14 protein-coding genes are annotated in these 16,684 nt (G+C 71.2%); 2 read left to right on the top strand and 12 right to left on the bottom strand.

The genetic code is table 11. The features are described 5' to 3' along the window. Nucleotides 1-32 precede the first annotated feature (32 nt). The 3 genes from ACGFIS_RS01615 to ACGFIS_RS01605 all read right to left on the bottom strand — a co-directional run bounded on the left by ACGFIS_RS01615 (nt 33) and on the right by ACGFIS_RS01605 (nt 1,749). Nucleotides 33-401, bottom strand: a complete 369-nt coding sequence (locus ACGFIS_RS01615; protein WP_392969306.1) for a thioredoxin family protein — start codon at nt 399-401, stop codon at nt 33-35. A gap of 238 nt (nt 402-639) precedes the next feature. Further along, nucleotides 640-1,347, bottom strand: coding sequence for a DUF2993 domain-containing protein (locus tag ACGFIS_RS01610; RefSeq protein WP_392907034.1), 708 nt, complete (start codon nt 1,345-1,347; stop codon nt 640-642). Nucleotides 1,348-1,488: 141 nt separating this feature from the next. Beyond that, nucleotides 1,489-1,749 (bottom strand): MoaD/ThiS family protein, encoded by a 261-nt coding sequence (locus ACGFIS_RS01605; RefSeq protein WP_392907036.1) that lies wholly within the window; start codon nt 1,747-1,749, stop codon nt 1,489-1,491. Nucleotides 1,750-1,968: 219 nt separating this feature from the next. Between ACGFIS_RS01605 and ACGFIS_RS01600 the strand changes: the two genes are divergently transcribed. Next, nucleotides 1,969-2,685 carry a winged-helix domain-containing protein gene (locus tag ACGFIS_RS01600; RefSeq protein ID WP_392907037.1) on the top strand — a complete coding sequence of 239 codons (717 nt, stop codon included), beginning with the start codon at nt 1,969-1,971 and terminating at the stop codon, nt 2,683-2,685. Here the strand turns inward: ACGFIS_RS01600 and pstB are convergent, their stop codons facing one another. The 5 genes from pstB to mshD form a co-directional block, all read right to left on the bottom strand. After that, complete coding sequence (pstB, locus tag ACGFIS_RS01595) at nt 2,686-3,462, bottom strand: phosphate ABC transporter ATP-binding protein PstB (protein ID WP_392907038.1); 777 nt, start codon at nt 3,460-3,462, stop codon at nt 2,686-2,688. A gap of 52 nt (nt 3,463-3,514) precedes the next feature. Beyond that, on the bottom strand, nt 3,515-4,417 hold the full coding sequence (gene pstA, locus ACGFIS_RS01590; protein WP_392969000.1) for a phosphate ABC transporter permease PstA: 903 nt from the start codon (nt 4,415-4,417) through the stop codon (nt 3,515-3,517). Beyond that, the gene (gene pstC / locus ACGFIS_RS01585; RefSeq protein ID WP_392907039.1) at nt 4,414-5,391 is read right to left on the bottom strand and encodes a phosphate ABC transporter permease subunit PstC; all 978 of its coding nucleotides are present in this window, start codon (nt 5,389-5,391) and stop codon (nt 4,414-4,416) included. Before pstC ends, pstA begins: the two co-directional genes overlap by 4 nt. 107 nt (nt 5,392-5,498) lie before the next feature. After that, nucleotides 5,499-6,602 (bottom strand): phosphate ABC transporter substrate-binding protein PstS, encoded by a 1,104-nt coding sequence (gene pstS / locus ACGFIS_RS01580; protein ID WP_392907040.1) that lies wholly within the window; start codon nt 6,600-6,602, stop codon nt 5,499-5,501. A gap of 314 nt (nt 6,603-6,916) precedes the next feature. After that, complete coding sequence (gene mshD / locus ACGFIS_RS01575; protein WP_392968997.1) at nt 6,917-7,873, bottom strand: mycothiol synthase; 957 nt, start codon at nt 7,871-7,873, stop codon at nt 6,917-6,919. A gap of 147 nt (nt 7,874-8,020) precedes the next feature. Between mshD and ACGFIS_RS01570 the strand changes: the two genes are divergently transcribed. After that, the gene (locus ACGFIS_RS01570) at nt 8,021-9,769 is read left to right on the top strand and encodes a bifunctional metallophosphatase/5'-nucleotidase (protein ID WP_392968994.1); all 1,749 of its coding nucleotides are present in this window, start codon (nt 8,021-8,023) and stop codon (nt 9,767-9,769) included. 90 nt (nt 9,770-9,859) lie between these two features. On the opposite strand, the gene ACGFIS_RS01565 is transcribed toward ACGFIS_RS01570, so the two are convergent. The 4 genes from ACGFIS_RS01565 to ACGFIS_RS01550 all read right to left on the bottom strand — a co-directional run bounded on the left by ACGFIS_RS01565 (nt 9,860) and on the right by ACGFIS_RS01550 (nt 16,592). Continuing rightward, the gene (locus ACGFIS_RS01565; protein ID WP_392907045.1) at nt 9,860-11,065 is read right to left on the bottom strand and encodes an anion permease; all 1,206 of its coding nucleotides are present in this window, start codon (nt 11,063-11,065) and stop codon (nt 9,860-9,862) included. After that, complete coding sequence (locus ACGFIS_RS01560; protein ID WP_392907046.1) at nt 11,062-11,679, bottom strand: DUF47 domain-containing protein; 618 nt, start codon at nt 11,677-11,679, stop codon at nt 11,062-11,064. The genes ACGFIS_RS01565 and ACGFIS_RS01560 overlap by 4 nt, the downstream gene beginning before the upstream one ends. 373 nt (nt 11,680-12,052) lie before the next feature. Next, nucleotides 12,053-12,244: a hypothetical protein gene (locus ACGFIS_RS01555; protein WP_392968991.1), complete on the bottom strand. Its 192-nt coding sequence runs from the start codon at nt 12,242-12,244 to the stop codon at nt 12,053-12,055. Between the two features lie 208 nt (nt 12,245-12,452). Further along, nucleotides 12,453-16,592 (bottom strand): AAA family ATPase, encoded by a 4,140-nt coding sequence (locus ACGFIS_RS01550; RefSeq protein WP_392907048.1) that lies wholly within the window; start codon nt 16,590-16,592, stop codon nt 12,453-12,455. Nucleotides 16,593-16,684: the final 92 nt, after the last annotated feature.

Here is a 16,684-nt window from a genome sequence, read left to right as displayed (position 1 = left end):
ATCCGTCTTGTCGCAGGTCGTCCGCGTGCGGCTCACCGCACGGCCTCGCCCAGGGCCGCGATGACGCCGGGCTTGCGCGGGGCGCCGGCGGCGCGGCGGACGATGCGGCCGGCGTCGTCCAGGATGAGGACGGTCGGGGTGCGGATCACGTTCAGGCGGCGGACGAGGTCCAGGTGCGCCTCGGCATCGAGTTCGACGTGCGCGACGCCGTCGACCATGCCGGCGACCTCGCCGAGGACGCGGCGGGTGGCGCGGCAGGGGGCGCAGAAGGCGCTGGAGAACTGCAGCAGCGTCGCCTTCTCACCGAGGTCGGCGCCCAGGTCGTCCGGCCGGAGAATGTCGCCCACGTCGTCCCCGCTTCCCCGGCGTGCGCGCAGGACACCGTCGCGGCGCCGCCGCAGCAGGCCGAACACCGTGGCCGCGGCGAGCACCGCCGCCGCAATGAGTGCACCAGTCATCGGTAACGACAACCGCGCGGGGCCGTGAGTTCTTCCATGAGCATCGAGACCGGGAGGGCGGGAGGCGGGCCGGGTGAGGGCGGGTCAGGTGGGGATCGTGAGGAGCGGGCGGCCGTCCCGCGCGTTCCGCGCCGGTCGCTTCCGGCCCGTCACCGCTGCACTCCGTCAACGCCGCACTCCGTCACCGCTGCACCTGCTGGATGTCGTTCAGCTTGACGTTCTCGGCGGTGGCGCCGATCCGGAGCCCCTCCGCCGTCGGCCGGATCTCGCTGATCTTGGCCCCGAGCGGCAGCGCGGGAACCCGCACGACCCAGGTGAGCTGCCGCTTCAGCACCGCCAGCGGGATCTGCGGCCCGCCGTCCGACGCCACCGACACCGGGCTGACCGCGATGCCGCGCGCGGTCGGCTTGACCTCGACGACGCCGTTGCCGGACACCGGGAAGCCGAGGATGCTGCCCTCCATGTCCACCGCCAGGTTGTCGCCCTTGGGCCCGATCCCCTTGACCTCCTTGGGCGCGTTCTTCTTGATCAGCGGGTAGGGGACGACGGCGGACACGGTCGCGGTCCGCGCGGTGACGTTCGCGGTGTTGCCTCCGGCGACCTGCGACAGCGGCGCGCTCACCCCGCGCATGTCGATCCTGACGTCGGTGACGGTCACGTTCTGTTCCGTCCAGTCGCCGATGGCCATCTCGATGTGCCCGTACTCGCCGCCGACCACCTGGGTGAGGAACGGGATGCCGTGGATGGTGACCTCCGGCGGCTGCGTCAGGTCGGTCTGCGCGGCGACCTCCTGCGCGATCCTGTCCTGGGCGATCCGCACACCGATCCGGTCGGCGGCGACCACGCCGACGACCATGAGGACCAGCAGCACCACGAGCACTTTCCGCATGTCACTCCTCCGCCCGGCGCCATGCGATCGCCACACCGCGCCGGCTACACGTGCGATCGCCACACCTTATTGCGCGGACGCACCACAACGGGTCAGACCGGAGAATGACCTCGAAGTTCGGAAAATCACTCCATTGTGATATCAACCACCTGCGAACGGCGGCAGAACCTCTACGACGCCGCCCTCGGGCAGCTCCACCGACTCGTGCGGACGCGTGCCCACCGGATCCCCGTCGATGAGGAACGAGCTGCGGCCCACGACCAGCTCGAACTCGTTCCCGCGCCCGTCCCGCAAGGTCGCGGCGGTGATCGCCTCGGCCAGCGTGCCCGCGTCGTACGGCTCCTCGTGGATACCCGCCGCCGCCTTCGCAGCGGCCCAGTACCGCATCGTCCCCTTGGCCATGTCCCCAGACTCCCATTCCCGCCGCGTGACCGTCCCGACCTGGCCACTCCATTGTCCGCCGGACCGGTTCCGTTATGCTCGGGGGGAGGGATCCGGGCGACGAGGCCATGGAGTTCATCCGAAACCCTTCATGGCCACCTCGTCCTTGAGTCGTCGGCCATGGCCGGGCTTGGGGGTGAGCCGCCTGGATCCTACGTCTTTGTGGACGGGAGGCGGCATTTGAGCAGCTTGCTCTTGCTGACCAACGCACTGGAGCCCTCCGACGAGATCCTGCCCGCACTCGGGCTTCTGCTGCACTCGGTGCGCGTCGCCCCGGCGGAGGCGTCCGCCCTCATCGACGCTCCACCCGCCGACATCGTGCTGGTCGACGCGCGCCGCGACCTCGTGCAGGCCAAGAGCCTGTGCCGCCTGCTGCGCACCACCGGGCTCGACTGCCCGCTGCTCGCGATCGTGACCGAGGGCGGGCTCGCCGCCCTCAGCCCGGAATGGGGCCTGGACGACGTGCTGCTCCAGACCGCCGGGCCCGCCGAGGCCGAGGCCCGGCTGCGGCTCGCGGTGGGACGCGCCGCCGTCGCCGGCGCCGAGGAGGTCCCCGGCGAGATCCGCAGCGGCGACCTCACGATCGACGAGGCCACCTACACCGCCCGGCTCCGCGGACGGGTGCTCGACCTCACCTTCAAAGAGTTCGAGCTGCTGAAGTACCTCGCCCAGCATCCCGGCCGGGTCTTCACCCGCGCCCAGCTGCTCCAGGAGGTCTGGGGCTACGACTACTTCGGCGGCACCCGCACCGTCGACGTCCACGTCCGCCGCCTGCGCGCCAAGCTTGGCGCCGAGTACGAGTCCCTCATCGGGACGGTCCGCAACGTCGGCTACCGCTTCGTCCCTGACCACCGCCCCGGCGGAGACGCCGAAGAGAAGACCCCGGCGCGTGCCTGATCAGCCGAAGCGGCCGGTGATGTAGTCCTCGGTCGCCTTCTGCTCCGGGTTCGTGAAGATCTTGCTGGTCTCGTCGATCTCAATGAGCTTGCCCGGCTTGCCGGTCCCGGCGATGGTGAAGAACGCGGTGCGGTCGCTCACGCGGGCGGCCTGCTGCATGTTGTGCGTGACGATGACGATCGTGAACTGCGCCTTCAGCTTCTCGATCAGGTCCTCGATGGCGAGGGTGGAGATGGGGTCGAGCGCCGAGCACGGCTCGTCCATCAGGAGGACCTGGGGCTGGACGGCGATGGCGCGCGCGATGCAGAGCCGCTGCTGCTGGCCGCCGGACAGGCCGGCACCGGGCTTGCTCAGCCGGTCCTTGACCTCGTTCCACAGGTTGGCGCCCTGCAGCGACTCCTCGACGATGTCGTCGAGCCGGCTCTTGCGGCGCACGCCGTTCAGCTTCAGGCCCGCGGCCACGTTGTCGTAGATGGACATCGTGGGGAACGGGTTGGGCCGCTGGAAGACCATCCCGACGACGCGGCGCACGGCTACCGGGTCGACGGACGAGTCGTACAGGTCCTCGTCGTCCAGCATGACCTTGCCCTCGACGCGGGCGCCCGGGATGACCTCGTGCATCCGGTTGAGCGTCCGCAGGAACGTGGACTTGCCGCAGCCGGACGGCCCGATGAACGCCGTCACCGAGCGCGGCTCGACCGTCATCGAGATGTCCTCGATGGCGTGGACGCCGCCGTAGTAGGCGTGCAGCCCGGAGACCTCGATCCGCTTGGCCATGGGGTTGGTGGTCCTCTCTGTGGTTCAGGCCTGTGGTTCAGGGCACGTGGGGTCAGGAGCGCGTGGGCGAACTGCGCCGGGCGACGAGCCGGGCCACCAGGTTGAGCAGCATGATGATCCCGATCAGGACGAGAGCGCCCGTCCAGGCCCGGTCGATCGAGTTCTGGTTGGGGTCGGCGGCCTGCTCCCAGATGAAGGTGGGCAGCGACGCCTGCGGGCCGTGGAACGGGTCGTTGTTGATCGCCTTGGTGAAGAAGATCGTGAGCAGCAGCGGCGCGGTCTCCCCCATCACGCGGGCGACGGCCAGCATCACGCCGGTCACGATCCCGGTCATCGCGGTGGGCAGGACGACGAACAGGACGGTCCGCCAGCGGGGCACCCCGAGCGCGAAGGACGCCTCGCGCAGGTCGTTCGGGACGAGCTTGAGCATCTCCTCGGTGGCCCGCACCACGGTCGGGATCATCAGGATCGTCAGGGACAGCGCCCCGGCGAACCCGGAGAACTCGAACCCGAACGTCAGCAGCCACAGCGCCAGGACGAACAGGCCGGCGACGATGGACGGGATGCCCATCATGACGTCCACGGTGAAGCTGATGATCTTGCCGAGCCGGCCGTTCGCGGCGTACTCCACCAGGTAGATCCCGGTCAGGATGGCGATCGGGACGGCGATCAGGCTGGTGATCGCCACCTGCTGAAGGGTGCCGATGATGGCGTGGTAGGCGCCGCCGCCCGGGTCGCTGCCGCTGACCGCGTTCATCGAGAACTGGAAGAACGTGAGGTCGAGCCGCTTCAGGCCGTTCACGAGGACCGTCCACAGCACCGACACCAGCGGAATGACCGCCAGCGCGAACGCCAGATAGACCAGTCCCTGGACGGACCGGTCCTTGATCTTCCGCCCGAGTGAGACCGACGACAGGCTGCTGGCCTTGCCGGTGCCGGTGGTCAGGGTGGTCACACGAACTCCTTCCGGCGGGCGACGACGGCGCGGGCCGCCATGTTGACGACCAGGGTGATCACGAAGAGGACGAGGCCGGAGGCGATGAGAGCGCCGCGGCCGGTGACCGACGCCTCGGCGAAGCTGTTGGCGATGTTGGCGGCGAACGTGGAGCCGCCGTTCTCCAGGATCTGCCAGTTGATGCCGGGCACGAACGTCAGGACCATCGCGACCGCGATCGTCTCGCCCATCGCGCGGCCGAGCCCGAGCATCGAGGCGCCGATCATGCCGGACCGCCCGTACGGCAGCACCGACATCCGGATCATCTCCCAGCGGGTGGCGCCGAGCGCCAGCGCGGCCTCCACGTTGGGCCGCGGAACCTGCAGGAACACCTCCCGGGAGATGGACGAGATGATCGGCAGGATCATGATGGCCAGCACGATCGACGCGGTGAAGATCGAGTTCTTGCCGGGGCTGCCGGCCAGCAGCGGGATCCAGCCGAGCACCGCGTTGAGGAACCGGCTGACGTCGTCCATGTGCTGCGACAGGAACACCAGGCCCCAGAGCCCGTACACGATGCTGGGGACGGCGGCGAGCAGGTCGACGACGTAGCCGAGCCCGGACGCGAGCCGCCGCGGCGAGTAGAACGAGATGAACAGCGCGATGCCGATCGCGATGGGCGTCGCGATGAGCATCGCCAGCAGCGAGGAGATCGCCGTCCCGAACGCCAGCTGCGCGATGCCGAACTCCGGCGGGTCCGCATTCGGGTTCCATTCCTCGGTGGTGAGGAAGCTCGCCTCGTTCTCCCGCAGGGCGGGGATCGCCTTCCAGACGAGGAACGCGGCGATGGCGGCGACGAGCGCCAGCACGGTGATGCCCGAGCCGCGGGCCGCGCCGGCGAAGATCCGGTCACCGGCGCGTCCGGTGCCCATCGCGGTGCCGGTGGCGCGGTGCCGGGCGTCGGCCCGCGCCTCGACGCCGGTCTCGCTGGTCATGGGGGTGCCTCCTTCGATCACGTCGGCCGAACCCAGGCCGGCCCCGCCGCCGGGACCCCCGGTTGGGGGGTCGTCGGCGACGGGGCTGCGGCTGGCGTCGTCCGCTGTCAGGACAGGGCCTTCACGGACGCCTGGACCTTGGTCAGCACACTCTGCGGGATCGGCGCGTAGCCGTGCTGGGTGAGGATCTTCTGACCGTCCGCGCTGGAGGTGTAGGTCAGGAAGGACTTGACGAACGCGGCCTGCTCGGCCGGCAGCCCCTTCTCACACGCGATCTCGTACGTGACCAGGACGATCGGGTAGGCGCCCGCCTCCTTGGTGGTGTAGTCGATCTCGAGTGCGACGTCGTTGCCGGTGCCCACGACCTTCGCCCCGGCGACGGCCTTGGACGCGCTCTCCGGCGACAGCTCGGTGAACTCCCCGGCGCCGTTCTTCACGTGCGCGGTCTGCAGCTTGTTGTTCGTCGCGTACGACATCTCGACGTAGGAGATGGCGCCCTCGGTGCTCTTCACCTGGCTGGTGACGCCGTCGGACTTGGGCGCGCCCTGCCCGGTGGAGTTCGGCCACTTCTTGGCGGCCTCCCACGTCCAGACGTCCGGCGCGGTGGTGTTCAGGTAGTTCGTGAAGTTGTCGGTGGTGCCCGACTCGTCCGAACGGTAGACCGGCTTGATCGGCGAGGACGGGAGCGTCGCGCCCTCGTTCTCCTTGGCGATCGCCGGGTCGTTCCACGTCTTGACCTTGCCGGAGAAGATCTTCGCGATCGTCTCGGGCGACAGCTTCAGCCCGTCCACACCCGGGACGTTGTAGACCACGGCGACCGGGCCGACGACCATCGGCAGGTTCACCGCCTTGCCGCCCTCGCAGCGCTTCTGCGCCGCGGCGGCCTCCTCCTCGTCGAGCGCCGAGTCCGAGCCGGCGAACGCCACCTGCCCGCTCGTGAAGGCCTGGATGCCCGCACCCGAGCCGGACGGGTTGTAGTTGAGGTTCGCACCCGCGCACTCGGAGGCGTAGACCTTCGTCCACTCCTCCATGGCGTTCTTCTGCGCACTGGAGCCGGCCGCGTTGACGCTGGCCTTCGCGCAGTCGATCTTCGCGGACGGCGCGCTCCCCGTGCTCGCCGTCGTGTTGGCGTCGCTCCCGCAGGCGGTGAGGGCCAGTGCCCCCGCGACGACCACGCCGCCCAGGGCGGCAAGTCGGGAACCGTTCTTCACCGGAGGGTCTCCTCTTAGTTTCGTTGGCCGGGTCCCCGGATCCGGTCCTGGTTCGTTGCCCAGGTGCCGGGGTCACCGTCGGATGCGACGCTAAGCAGGCGAGATGACCAGCCACCCTGATCCAGGTGAACGGCAGATGAACGAGGATGACCGGCGCTGCGAAGAATGCCCCGATTTGCCATGGACGCCGGGTTAACAGCGCAGCTCACAACGCAAAAGACCCGGTCGAGACCGGGTCATGCGCTGTGAGAATCCCCGGGTGCCCGGGTGAACGCCCGGCGGTGCGGAGGCCGGGTCAGGGCGGAGGCCGCGGGCTAGGACGTCGCGTACATGACGTCCACGGCGTACCGGGTGAACCCGAGGGACTCGTACAGGCGGACGGCGGCGACGTTCGACTCGTCCACATAGAGCATGATCTGGTCGACGCCGGCGTCGCGCAGGTGATGCAGGCCCGTCAGCGTCAGCGTGCGGCCGAGGCCGAGGCCCTGCGCGTCCGGGTCGACACCCACCACGTAGACCTCACCCAGAACCTCACCGGGGACGCCTGGATGGATCTTGGTCCAGTGGAAGCCGACCGGCCGGCCGTCCCGCTCGGCGAGGAAGAAGCCGGCCGGGTCGAACCAGTCCTCGGCCTCCCGGTCGCGGACGTCCTCGATCGTCCAGGCTCCCTGCTCGGGATGGTCGGCGAACGCGCGGGCGTTCACCTCCAGCCACGGCCGCTCGTCCCGTCCGGGCTCGAAGGTGCGCAGGGTGACGCCCGGAGCGACCCGCGCCTCCGGCAGCGGACCGGACGCGGGGCGCCGCATCTGGAACAGCGCGCGGACACGCGCCATGCCCTCGCCGGCCGCCAGCGCGGCGGCCGCGGGAAGATCGCCGTGCGCCCACACGCGGAGCGGCCCTCCGGCCTCGTCGCGCAGCGCACGCAGCAGCGCGCGCCCGTGCCCCCGGCGCCGGTGTTCGGGATGGACGACCAGTTCCCCCGCCGCCGGTTCCCCGTCGGCCGCCGGATCAAGATGCGCATACGCGACGATCCCACCGCGCGCTCCGCCGCCGACACCGCCGACACCGCCGCTGTCTCCGCCGTCTTCCCCCCGGCCGGCGCCGCCATCGCGGATCGCCATCCCGGCGCGGCCGCCGCGAAGCGCGAGCACCGAGTGCTCGGACAGCGGCCCGACCCCGTCGGCGTCCGCCGCCGCCTCGGCCAGCGCCAGCACCTCGGCGATCTCACCGTCCCCCAGCGTCCCGCGCGCCCGCAGCTCACTCACGGCCATCACCCTATGCGGCAACGCCCAACGGTTGCGGACGGGCCCGGAAGGTGCGGACGGCCCTGGTGATCGCCGGAATCCCTGATCGATTCGTCACAGAAACGTCACCGCGCCGCCGGGAACCGTATGCCGGGCGCACTTACCGTCCGCAGCATGACTCGACGACGCACCATCCTGGCGTGCGCAGCGGCGGGGCTGACGGTCATCGGCCTGACCGCGCAACCCGCCGCCGCAGGGCCCGCACCGACCGCGTCCTCCCACTTCTGGGGGGACGACCCCCCAGGCCCCCCGGCAACAGCGTCGGTTCGGCTGCTGTCCCTCAACGACTTCCACGGCAACCTCGAGCCGCCGTCCGGCAGTTCCGGGAGGGCCGTCAACGAGAACGGCGAGACCGTGCCCGCCGGCGGCGCCGCCTACGTCGCCGCCCACCTGAAGAATCTGCGGAACCGCGACACCCTCACCGTCGCGCAGGGCGACCTGATCGGGGCCTCGCCGCTGCTGTCCGCCGCCTACCACGACGAGCCCACCGTGCAGTTCCTCGGCGACATCGGCGTCACGGCCTCCGCCGTCGGCAACCACGAGTTCGACGAGGGCTACGAGGAGCTGCTGCGCATCCAGAACGGCGGCTGCCACCCGGTCGACGGCTGCTCCCCCGAAGGCGAGTGGCGGGGCGCGGAGTTCGACTACCTCGCCGCGAACGTGCTGAAGAAGCGCGAGGCCGGTGAGCACCGGCACGGGAACCGGCCGGCCCTGAAGCCGTGGACGATCCGCCGCGTCAACGGCGTCCGGGTCGGCTTCATCGGCGTCGTCACCAAGACCACCCCGAGCATCGTGACCGCGGAGGGCATCAAGGGCCTGGAGTTCCAGGACGAGGTCGAGGCCGCGAACCGGGCCGCCCGCGAGCTGAAGCGCCGCCACGTCCGCGCGATCGTCCTCCTCGTCCACGAGGGCGACGAGGTGAACTCCGGTCAGCGGCCGGACGCGTGCGGCGTCGTCCCCGGCGCCGGGTCCCGCATCGCCTCGGAGGCCGACCCGGAGATCGACGTCGTGCTGTCCGGGCACACCCACGAGCAGTACATCTGCTCGATCGAGGACCCGGCGGGCGACCCGCGCCTGTTCTCGTCCGGCTCCTCCTACGGCCGCGTGATCACCGAGGTGAACCTCAGGGTGAACCGCCGCACCGGCGACATCGTCCGCTCGTCCCTCCGCGGCGACAACCACGTCGTGACCCGCGACGTGCCGCCGGACCGGAAGACGGAGCGGTTCGTCCAGACCTGGAAGGACCGCGTCTCCGAGATCGCCGACAAGCCCATCGGCGGCATCACCGCCGACCTCACCCGCACGCCGTCCCCCTCGGGCGAGACCGCGCTCGGCGACGTCATCGCCGACGCGCAGCTCGCCGGGACCAGGGATCTCGGCGCGCAGGTCGCGCTGATGAACCCGGGCGGCGTCCGCACCGACCTCGCCTACGCGGCGAGCGGCTCGGAAGGCGACGGCGTCGTCACCTACGGCGAGGCGTTCGCCGTCCAGCCGTTCAGCAACGTGATGGGCGTCGTGTCCCTGACGGGCGCGCAGATCGACGCGCTCCTCGAACAGCAGTGGACGGACGCCGGCGAGAAGATCCTCCAGCCGTCCGCCAACCTGCACTTCGCCATCGACCGGTCCAGGCCCGTCGGCGACCGCGTCTCCGCCATCACCATCGACGGGACGCCCATCGACCCGGGCACCGCCTACAAGGTCGCGGCGAACAACTTCCTCCTGGGCGGCGGTGACGGCTTCACCGTCTTCACCGAGGGCACCGGCCAGGTCCTCGGCTCGATCGACCTGGACACCTTCGTCGCCTACTTCAAGGCCCAGGGCACGATCTCTCCCCCGCCCCTGGACAGGATCACCGGCCGATAACCCGGTCCGTTGAACTGCGGCGTGTCGCCCCATGCGCGAATTCGCAAGGGCGACGCGCCGCAGTTCAATGTGGGGGCTCGGCCCGGTGAGTCACGCTCCGAAGAGGTGGACCACGAAGTAGACGATGGCGGCCACCGCGGCGGCCATCGGCATGGTGAGGATCCAGGCGGTGATGATGTTGCCCGCCACACCCCAGCGCACCGCGGAGAGCCGCTTGGTCGCGCCGACGCCCATGATGCAGGACGTGATCGTGTGGGTGGTGGAGATTGGAGCGTGCCAGATGTATGCGGTCGCATAGAGGATCATCGAGGCCGTCGATTCGGCGGCGAAACCCTTCGGCGGGTCCAGTTCGATCACCTTGCGGCCCAGCGTCCGCATGATCCGCCAGCCGCCGGCGTAGGTGCCGAGGGACAGCGCGCCCGCACAGGCGATGATGACCCACAGGGGGACGCCCTTGCCGTCGGAGTGGCCGGTCGTGACCAGGGCCAGGACGATGATGCCCATCGTCTTCTGCGCGTCCTGGAGGCCGTGGCCCAGCGCCATCGACGCGGCCGACAGCGACTGCGCGATCCGGAACCGGCGGGCGATCCGGCCCGGATTGGCGCGGCGGAAGATCCACAGGATGGCGACCATCACCAGGTAGGCCAGCCCGAAACCGGCGACCGGGGAGATCACCATCGGGATGGCGACCTTCTCGACGACGGTGTCCCAGCTGACGGTCGACGCCGACGCGATCCCGGCCCCGACGACGCCGCCGATCAGCGCGTGCGAGGAGGACGACGGCAGCCCGAAGTACCAGGTGATCATGTTCCAGGTGATCGCGCCCAGCACGCCGGCGGCGACGACGGTGAGGCCGTGCAGCCCGGACGGCGGGGTGATGACCTCGCTGACGGTCTTGGCGACCTCGACCCCGAGCAGCGCGCCGATCAGGTTCATCACGGCCGCCATCAGCAGCGCCGCCCGCGGTGTCAGCGCCCGGGTGGACACCGACGTCGCGATGGCGTTGGCGGCGTCGTGGAAGCCGTTGGTGTAGTCGAAGACCAGCGCGATGACCACGACCAGGATGAGGACCGCGGTCTGCGCGTCCTGGCGCAGGCCCAGCGCCCCGGAGATCACCACCGCGAGGAGGCCCAGCAGCAGGAAGGGCCAGAACCGCACCGGGCCGCGTCGGACCTGCTCGGCGAGGGTCGGGTCCGCCCCCGGAGGCTCGTCCTTGGCCAGCACCGCCCCGACGGGTCCGCCTACGGCGAAATCGGCGGGGCGGCTGGATTCTGGCGGTTCGTCCTTCGCGATCATGATTCCTTGACCGAGATCGTCTCGACCGTGTTGGCCACGTGCTCGAACGCGTCCGCCGCGTCCTCCAGCCGGTCGATGACCTGCTTCAGCTTCAGGACCGTGAGGGTGTCGTAGTCACCGCTGAACAGCTGCGCCAGCAGCTTGCGGTAGACCTGGTCACCCTGGTTCTCCAGCCTGTTGATCTCGATCCAGTACTCGTTGAGCTCCTTCATCGAACGCAGCCGCGGCATCGCCTCGGCGGTCAGCTCCGCTGCCCGCTCCAGCACCTCCACCATGGCGACGATGCCCTTGGGGAACTCGTCGATCTTGTAGAGGACAACGAGGTCCGCCGCCTCTTCCATCTCGTCCATCACGTCATCGATCGTCGAGGCCAGCCGGTAGATGTCCTCGCGGTCGAAGGGCGTGATGAAGGTTTCGTTGAGCCGTCGCATGATCGCGTGAGTACATTCGTCGCCCGCATGTTCGCAGGCACGCATCTTCTCCGCGATCGCTGCACGGTCCGAGCCGTCGCTGATGAGCTCCACGAGCAGCCTGGCACCGGTGACCAGGTTGTTCGCCGAGTCGGCGAACATGTCGTAGAAGCTGTCCTCACGCGGCGTGAGACGCAAGCGCACGTCGTTCTCCTGAAGTGCCGGAACAGTCCGCAGAGGATCGTAGGCGCAACCAGCCGTAAAAAGAACCTTTGCCCCAGCTTCGGCTGGTGTCCGCCATCCTCTCACCTACATGGGTGCCCTACACCACCAGGTACATACCTTCTGCGCATCGCCGTATGGCCGGGCCTCCCGAGCCCGCGGGCCGGACGCGGCCGTCACCTGGAGAACGGGGCGGCACACAGGGTGAGATTCGTTACAGCGACCGGCGTGGCGAGCCGCCACGGCAGGCACGAGCGGCCTGCACGAAGACGAACCGGGGGCGCCTTGATCGGCGCCCCCGGTGCGAACTGCGGGCTTCGGCTCGGCCGGGCCGGGGGATCGCCCCCGGGACCGCCTAGTCTTGCGGCGTCAGCTCGCGACGACCGGCTTCGTCGGACCGTACTCCGAGCACCATGTCGATTTCCGCGATGGTGAGCGGCTCTTCCGCCGCCGCCACCGCACTGAGCATCTCGGCATAGAGTTCGATCTCGTCCAGCGCAACGCGGTCGTGGACGCGCAAATCAAGGTTCTGGCGCACCGCGTCCACCTCCGTTCGTTCCCCACACCCAAGTCGAGGCTACGCGGCCGGCCCCGGCGGGCACATGACCCAAGCGGGCCATTCGAGGGTCACTCCGACCCTGTCAATCCGGGCCCCCGACCCCCGCAGTCACCCTTCCCGGATGAGGCCCGTCTGATGCCCGTGTCCGGGCCGTGTCAGGTTCGCCGGGCATCCGGCGGCGATGCTCAGCGGCGGTTCAGCGGCCGGGACGGAAGTCGCCGAGCATCTGCTCCAGCGGCGTCTCGGGCAGGTCGCGGGCCGTCAGCCGGGCCACGGTCGCGGCGTTGACGTCGGCGCCCGCGAGCCGGGCCGCCTGCCGCGCCACCGTCTGCTCGAACAGGGCCCGGACGGTCCGGGCGTAGGCGAACTGCGGGTCGTCGCGCAGCCGCTCGAACCGGCTCAGCAGCTCGACGCGCAGTTCCTCGTCCAGCATGTACAGGTCGCGCTCGGCGTAGCCCTGGAAGAGCCGGACCATGTCGCGGTCGCCCATCCCGGTGAACTCCATGACGCGGCCGAGCTCGGCGCGGAACGCGGGGTTGCCCGCGAGGAAGCCCTCCATCTCGGCCACCGGGCTGGAGCACACCACCATGAACCGGGTGCCGTTCTGGTTCATCTGGCGGAGCAGCTCGTCCACCACGGCGGGGCTGCGGTCGAGCCGGTACGCCTCCTGGACGAGCAGCACCCCGCCGAGCGCCTGCTCGACCATGCCCGCGACGCGGCGCTCGGTGTCGAGCCGGTCACGTCCCGCGAGGTGGACGGGACGGCAGGCGACCACGTGCCCGGAGTGCAGCAGCCCGAGCGCCGCGTAGATGCCGCCGACCAGGCCCGCCACGGTCGTCTTGCCGGTGCCGGGCGGTCCCACGAAGATCAGGTGGCGGGGGTCGCCGCCGCCCACCCCGTACCGCGCCCGGTCGGCCGCGAGCCCCGCCTCGGCGGCGAGCTCGTGCACGGCCGCCTTGACGTCGTCCAGCCCGGTGAGCTGGTCGAGCTGCCGCAGGTAGCCGTCGATGTCGCCGGGCGGGCGCAGCGCCGGCTCGATGCCCTCCGCGACGCCCGCGAGATCGTCCGGGGTCAGGACGAGCCGGTCGTGCGACGCGCCGGCCCGCTCCATGTTCCGCTGGGCCGCCTGGTCCAGGTAGGCCTCGACCAGGCGCGCGTTGACCAGGTCGCCCGGCCCGCGGAGCCGGTTCAGGTCCTCCCGGACGACCTCCAGCGCCGACGCGCCGATGGTGACGCGCCGCTCGTCGGCCAGCAGGTGCAGCAGCGTCAGGCGGTTGTCGAGGTCGCTGAAGTCGGGCAGCCGGTGCACGCGGAACGCCTGGACGAGCTTCGGATGCTCCTGCAGGAGGCGCTTGTACGTGTGCGGTTCACAGGTGGCGATCACGGGCGTCGTGTTCACCGGGTCGCGGCGGGCCCGGCGGACCGCGCCGACGACCGCCGCCGGGTCGGGCGCGCCGTCGATCGCCGCGTCCAGCCGCTCGAACAGGATGACCGGGCCCGGCTGGGAGAGGATCTGCCCGATCCGCTCCGCGGGCGCGTCCCGCACGTCCTCGGCGTCGTGCGCGCGGATCGACCCGTCGCCGAGGCCGGCGTTCGCCAGCGTCAGCGCGATCATCCGGGCGAGCCGGCGCTGCCCCGAGTGCGGACCGCCGACCAGCAGCACGCCCGGCAGCCCCGACTTGATCGAGCTCGGCGCGCCGTCCACCCTGGTCCGCTCGACGTCCTGGCCCGCGGGCGCGTTCCACTCCTCGGCCTGCGTACGCAGGTCCGCCAGGAACGGGCTCGCGTCGTGATCCCCGTACACGAAGCCGAAGCCGAACCGCTCCAGGACACGGCGCTCACTGCGGTCCTGCGGAGGCGGGATCTCGTGGACGGGCTGTTCCGGCGAAGGCGTGTCGTCCAGGAAGTCGAAATCGCCGACCATCGTCTTGGACATGACCTTCGTGCCCGGCCCGCCTGCCGGGACGGGCGGCGGCGGTGGCGCCGGATCGTCGTCGAGGTCACCGGGCCCCAGGACGCGCGTGCCGGGCGGCCCCTGCCGGCCCGGTGGCTGCGGCGGGGGCTGCTGCGTTGGCGCGCCGGGCGCGCCCTGCGGCGCTCCGGCCTGGTCCTCCACCCGCGTGGCGTACGGGTCGAACGCGGCGGGCGCCGCGGGCTGCTGATGCTGCTGCGCCTGCTGCGGTGCCGGCTGTGCCTGCGGTTGTGCCTGCTGCGGCTCTGGAGGCCGGACGGGATTCGGCGGTCCTTGCGGGACGGCGCCAGGCGCCGGCCCCTGCTGCGGAGGAGCGGCGCCCGCCGGCTGATACCCGAGATGCGTGTACGGCGGCACGAAGTCGTCGTCCTGCCGCCCCTCCTCCGGAGGGGAGAACCCTCCGAGCTGTGGAGCCGGGGCAGGTTGCCGCTCCGGCGCGGCGGGCGGCGGCGTGGCCTGTTCCTGCGCCGCGTAGGGCATCTGGCCCTGGCCGGGAGCCTGGGGCGGCTGAGAGGCGCCCTGGTTCGGCGCGGGGCTCTGCATGGGGGCAAGGCTCTGCATCGGCGCGGGGCTCTGCATCGGGGCAGGCGGCGCCGCGCCCGGACGCTGGAACCCGAGTTCGGTGTAGGGAGGCGCGACGTTCCCGTCGTCCCGGCCCTCCCTGCTCTCGCGCTCCTCCTCGGCGGGCGGCGAGCCCCCCGCCGGCGGCTCGGGAGCGGCGAACGCGGCCTGCTGCCCCTGGCCGGGACCCTGTGCAGGCATCTGGCCGGGCGCGGGACCGGCCGGACCGGACGGGTTCTCCCACCCCTGCTGGGCGGGCGGCTGCACGAACGGGCGGTCGGGCTCGGACGGCTTGCCCTGCGGCTGCGGAGGCGTGCCCGGGGCAAGACCGGGCTGGCTCTGCATGCCGAACGGGGACGGCTGCGAGGGCGCCGGGTTGGGCGGCGGGGTCGGGGCCGCCACCGCGGCCGTCGCGCGGGCCCGGTTGCGGCCGATGATCCCGGCGATGAGCGCGGTGGGGACGGGAAAGCCGCGGGGACGCGCGGGCATCCCGCCGAGCCGGCACCAGGCGAGGTCGACCTCGTACATCGCGGCCAGCAGTGACTCCGCGCCCGGCCCGGACCCGGTCGCGGACCGCAACGGCTCCGGGAGGCGCATGTCCTGCGGCCACAGCCGGCGCAGAGGGTGGCCCTTCTGTTCCGACACCGCCTGCACCGTGTAGCGGATCTCCGGGTCGAGCCAGGGGACGATGGTCCCCACCATGTCCTTGCGGACGACGTCCAGGTCGGCGGCGAGCAGCGCGGCGGCCACCAGGCGCGGCTCAACGTAGGCGGGGTCGGCGGGGTCGCCGGCGAGGTCGGCTATCAGCTCGCTGAGCGTGTAGAAGGCGTGACGGAAGTTGTCCCCCGGCGAACTCTCGTTCCTCAGCGCCGGGACCAGGTTCGCCGGGCAGCGGGTGAGCCACTGCTGGACGATCGCCTGGTCCCCGTAGGGCAGTGCCCCGTAGTCGACGGTCGGGTTGGCGAGCGTGGTGCTGAGGATGGCGAGCAGGGCGTCCGCCCGGCTCTGGTACCGGACGTCTTCGCGCAGTGCGCTGGCGACGGCCCACATCGTCCGGAGGATGACGACCGCCGCGTCCACACGGCTCGCCCGCAGGCGTTCCGCGTAGAGCCCGGCCAGCGTCTCCAGGGCGGGCGGGGTGAGCCAGCGCGGGCCGTCCACGTCCGGGAGGGGCTTGGCGCGGTACGGCTTCCAGAGGTCGAGCATCTGCGCGTCCAGGCGCGCGTCGAACGCGGGCGCGGACGCACACCACAGCATCACACCCCACGCGACGACCACGGTGGACGGCGTGCCGCTGGAGAACTCCGGCCACCAGTGCGGGTACTCGGGGGCGGGCAGGGCCGCGGCGGACTCGACCGTCGACCGGACCCGCGAGGTCACGTCCGTCGCGAACCCGTGCCCGACGAACGGCAGGCCCGTCGGCGGGTCGTAGGAGAAGTCGGGACCGGCCGGGATGACGTGCGGCGGCAGGTTGGGCACCTGCCCCGGCGCCTGCTGCGCTGGCCTCGCCGCCATCCGGACGGCGGGCGTGCGGGGCGGCGGGCACAGGTACCACTGGCCGTCGGACGGGTGCAGCCGGTACCAGCGCGCCCACGCTCCGAACAGCCACCATGTGCCGTCGGGCAGGACGAGCATGCGCCCGCCGATCGCGTGATGGCGCTGCTGAGGAGGCGTCGACGGCCACCATGCGGCGGCCACCATCGCCCTCGTGTCCCGCTCTGCCTCCGCGAACGGATCCTGCCCCATCTGGGGGCTGGGCGGCGGAGCACTGCCATAGCCCGGTCCCCACACCACGCTGGTCATCGTAGTCAGGAGAAGCCGGTTGGGATGCCCCTCACCGGCCCATTAGCCACATAACCACAGGTCAGCGAGACATCAATTCGGCTCGACGGCGA

It is taken from the genome of Spirillospora sp. NPDC048824, from assembly GCF_043198455.1.
Classification (GTDB): Bacteria; Actinomycetota; Actinomycetes; order Streptosporangiales; family Streptosporangiaceae; genus Spirillospora.
The sequence above is the reverse complement of the archived record's forward strand: the minus strand, read 5'-3'. Positions and strand labels throughout refer to the sequence as shown.

What these genes read in the sequence shown, in the direction of transcription:
- ACGFIS_RS01610 (WP_392907034.1), bottom strand. Translation starts at nt 1,347, where the DNA reads ATGCGGAAAGTGCTCGTGGTGCTGCTGGTCCTCATGGTCGTCGGCGTG.
- ACGFIS_RS01605 (WP_392907036.1), bottom strand. Translation starts at nt 1,749, where the DNA reads ATGGCCAAGGGGACGATGCGGTACTGGGCCGCTGCGAAGGCGGCGGCG.
- pstB (WP_392907038.1), bottom strand. Translation starts at nt 3,462, where the DNA reads ATGGCCAAGCGGATCGAGGTCTCCGGGCTGCACGCCTACTACGGCGGC.
- pstC (WP_392907039.1), bottom strand. Translation starts at nt 5,391, where the DNA reads ATGACCAGCGAGACCGGCGTCGAGGCGCGGGCCGACGCCCGGCACCGC.
- mshD (WP_392968997.1), bottom strand. Translation starts at nt 7,873, where the DNA reads ATGGCCGTGAGTGAGCTGCGGGCGCGCGGGACGCTGGGGGACGGTGAG.
- ACGFIS_RS01570 (WP_392968994.1), top strand. Translation starts at nt 8,021, where the DNA reads ATGACTCGACGACGCACCATCCTGGCGTGCGCAGCGGCGGGGCTGACG.
- ACGFIS_RS01565 (WP_392907045.1), bottom strand. Translation starts at nt 11,065, where the DNA reads ATGATCGCGAAGGACGAACCGCCAGAATCCAGCCGCCCCGCCGATTTC.
- ACGFIS_RS01550 (WP_392907048.1), bottom strand. Translation starts at nt 16,592, where the DNA reads ATGACCAGCGTGGTGTGGGGACCGGGCTATGGCAGTGCTCCGCCGCCC.